Annotated in this window: 4 protein-coding genes; 2 read left to right on the top strand and 2 right to left on the bottom strand. The window is 69.2% G+C overall.

Features of this window, described 5'->3' with window-relative positions:
• A partial coding sequence (locus ETD85_RS61705; RefSeq protein ID WP_206059642.1) for a TetR/AcrR family transcriptional regulator occupies positions 1-733 on the bottom strand: 733 nt, incomplete at its 3' end.
• A gap of 114 nt (positions 734-847) precedes the next feature.
• Between ETD85_RS61705 and ETD85_RS61700 the strand changes: the two genes are divergently transcribed.
• Positions 848-1,447, top strand: a complete 600-nt coding sequence (locus ETD85_RS61700) for a VOC family protein (RefSeq protein ID WP_138699004.1) — start codon at positions 848-850, stop codon at positions 1,445-1,447.
• Between the two features lie 215 nt (positions 1,448-1,662).
• A complete protein-coding gene (locus ETD85_RS61695) occupies positions 1,663-2,025 on the top strand; it encodes a hypothetical protein (RefSeq protein WP_138699003.1) in 363 nt (120 codons plus the stop codon).
• A gap of 55 nt (positions 2,026-2,080) precedes the next feature.
• Here the strand turns inward: ETD85_RS61695 and ETD85_RS61690 are convergent, their stop codons facing one another.
• Complete coding sequence (locus tag ETD85_RS61690) at positions 2,081-2,281, bottom strand: hypothetical protein (RefSeq protein WP_138699002.1); 201 nt, start codon at positions 2,279-2,281, stop codon at positions 2,081-2,083.
• Positions 2,282-2,375 lie beyond the last annotated feature (94 nt).

Here is a 2,375-nt window from a genome sequence, read left to right as displayed (position 1 = left end):
CTTCCCGCACCGGCCCGGCCTCGCCCTCCACCCAGGCAGGCCCAGCCACAGCCTCCACCCAGGCAGGCCCAACCGCAGCCTCCCCCCGGGCAGGCCCCGGGTCACCTCTCGACAGCAGGGCGGGAAAGCCCTGGCCCAGCGCGACGAGCGCCGCGTCGAGATCCCGAATCCCCTGGTCCAGCGCCTCTTCGGGCGGCATCCCGCCGGCCGTGCGCGTCAGGACCGTCTCCCACACCTCGCGCACCGGGCTCAGCACCACGGCCGCCACGATCCCGGACGACCCTGCCCAGGCCCCGCCCACGCCCCGGTCGCGGGCGAGCACCCCGGCCAGCGCCCGCTCCTGCCCGGCGAAAACCTCCCGCCCGTACGCCCGCAGGGCCGGGCTGCCGTGGTACACCCGCGCCTGCTCCGCCAGCCCCGCCGGATCCGCGACGACGGCGGGCAGCAGCGCGCGCAGCGCCCCGGCCACCGACTCCCCGGCCGCCCGCGAGCCCACCGCCTCGGCCGGCACCCCGGTCAGGAGCGGCGCCTCGTCGTAGAAGAGCTGCTCCTTGGCCGGAAAGTAGTTGAACACCGTCTTGGCCGACACCTCGGCCGCCTCGGCGATCTCCACCACCGTCACCGCGTCGAACCCGCGCTCACCGAACAACCGCCGCGCCGCGGCGACGATCACCCGCCGGGTCTCGGCCTTCTTGCGCTCCCGCAGCGCGGGGACCCGCTCACCAGAGGCCACGGGCCAGATCTTACATTGACCAGATTCTTACGTTCACTGTAATCAGAGCCCATCGGCCCGCTCGACACACAGCACTCACTTACCAGAGATAGTTGAAAGGCGTACGTTTAACGCATGGCTGCGACCCCAGAAACGGTGCACTGGCGCGGTGTGCACCACCTCGCCCTGGTGACCGCGGACATGGACGCGACCGTGCGCTTCTGGCACGGCGTGCTCGACGCCCGCCTGGTCACCACCCTCGCCGTCCCCGCGTTCAAGCACTACTTCTTCGAAGTTGCGCCGGGCAACACCATCGCCTTCTTCGAGTACACCGACCAGCCGCTCGACAGCTTCGCCAAGCCCGCGGGCGTGCCGTACGCCAAGGCGGCGCAGTTCGACCACCTGTCGCTGCACCTGCCGGACGAGGACGCGCTCAACCGGCTCCGCGACCGGCTCAAGGCCCACGGCTGCGAGGTCACCGACGTCATCGACCACGGGTTCCTGCGCTCGATCTACTTCAGCGACCCGAACGGCATCGCGCTGGAGGCGTCCTGGTGGACGGTCGACCCGACGGGCCGCCCGGTGGACTACTCCGACGAGCGCCTGTTCGCCGACCCCGACCCGGTGCCCGCCGTACGCGAGCTGCGCGACGACGGCCGGTTGCACCACACCGTCGCCACCCGCCTGGTGGACGGCATCATCGAGGACCTCAGACGCGAAGGGATCACGCTGTAGCCCCGGCGACGGTCGCTTGACGAAGGCTTCCGGCGGCACGGGACCGGTTTCCTTCCCAGGTGAAAATACCTATGGACACGGACTGCGACGGAGCAGATACTCAACGTGTCAGCCCCCTTCTCCCTGATCTCACGTCGCCCACAGCACCGCATACGCCGGCATGCCGCGTGCTGCCCGGAAACCGTGTCCGTCAGGGAACAGGACAAGGAGAGCCCGTGCAGTTCAAGAAGTCTCTGTCCCTTTCCGTCAGCGCGCTCGCGACAGCGGCCTGCGTAACGGCCACCGTCGTCGCCCTTCAGTCGCCCGCCTCCGCCGCGGCGGCCACCGGCACATCGGCACTGCCCCCCGGCTACCAGCTCGTCACCCTGCCCAACGCCAACGTCCCCAACTTCCAGCGGCGCACGCTCTACTGCCCGGGTACCAAGCGCGTCCTCGGCGGCGGAGCCGAGGCCCGCGGCAACGGCGCGATCCTGGTGGGGTCGTTCCCCACCGACGACGGACGCGGCTGGATCGGCATCGGCCGCCAGATCGGCTACAACGACGTCGGCATCAGCGTCTTCGCCATCTGCGCTGACTGACAGACCACCGGCCCCGCCCGTCCGTCGGGCGGGGCCGGCAGGCCGTAACCCAGTGCTAGATCCGGAAGAACAGGTTGAGGTACCGGTCGGCGACCGCCAGGTCACCCCTGACCGTCCCCGCGTTGCTCCGCCCGAACGTCGTCAGCACCATGCTCCCCGCGTCGAACTCGATCACCGCGGGCAGCCCGGCCAGGCTCCCTTCCTCGTACGTCATCCCCCCGGCCCCCACCGAGACGTGGAACTGTCTCTTATACACCTCTCCGAGCCCACGAGACCCTAAGACAACTCGTATGCCGTCTTCTGCTTGAAAAAAAAAAATAAAAGATAAATCAGAAAAGAAGTTCACAAAG

The organism is Nonomuraea zeae, assembly GCF_005889725.1.
In the GTDB taxonomy this organism is placed as follows: domain Bacteria; phylum Actinomycetota; class Actinomycetes; order Streptosporangiales; family Streptosporangiaceae; genus Nonomuraea; species Nonomuraea zeae.
The sequence above is the reverse complement of the archived record's forward strand: the minus strand, read 5'-3'. Positions and strand labels throughout refer to the sequence as shown.

Coding starts and splice junctions, on each gene's coding strand:
- ETD85_RS61700 (WP_138699004.1), top strand. CDS start 848: ATGGCTGCGACCCCAGAAACGGTGCACTGGCGCGGTGTGCACCACCTC.